Source organism: Sutterella massiliensis (genome assembly GCF_016899755.1).
GTDB classification, from domain to species: domain Bacteria; phylum Pseudomonadota; class Gammaproteobacteria; order Burkholderiales; family Burkholderiaceae_F; genus Sutterella; species Sutterella massiliensis.
In genome coordinates, this window is record NZ_JACJJC010000267.1 from 1 (window position 1) to 485 (window position 485).

1 protein-coding gene is annotated in these 485 nt (G+C 51.8%); it reads right to left on the reverse strand.

The genetic code is table 11. The features are described 5' to 3' along the window. Nucleotides 1-303: hypothetical protein (locus H6A60_RS12495; RefSeq protein WP_205105130.1), on the reverse strand; the 303-nt coding region annotated here is incomplete at its 3' end. Nucleotides 304-485 lie beyond the last annotated feature (182 nt).

A 485-nucleotide genomic window follows, 5' to 3' on the forward strand; every position in this document is an offset into this window, starting at 1 on the left:
ATGCTCAATGGCTCCGTGGCGAACAAAACTGAAGTTTCGGAAAATTTTTTTGAACTTCGGCATCTGAAAGTTCTGCAAGGCAGCTTTAACGCGGGTGTTCTTCGTTTCAAACGAGGTCAGCGTTCTCTGCAGTAGCGGGCAGTCTTCTTTGCCGTCGTTCCAAAGAAGCCAATCGAGCAGATAGAGTTGCCAGTGTCGCAGCCCTTCACCGTATTTCCATTCGCGAACTTTGCTGGAAATCGAAAGAATGTCAGCGTCAAATTCCCTTTGGAACGATTCGTCACGCATGACACCCCATCGCATGGCCGCCTCAGCGCCGGATTCGGGGCAACATGCTCTGTGGACCGCCCACCCGGTCAGTCGATTGAAGACTTGCTGGCGAATATCGCTTAGCATCTTTGCGGAAAGCGACCAATTTGCTTGGAATGTCGCCGGAGTCACAGACCGCGTGCAGAGTCTTCTGTCTTCGAGGTATACATCCGAGA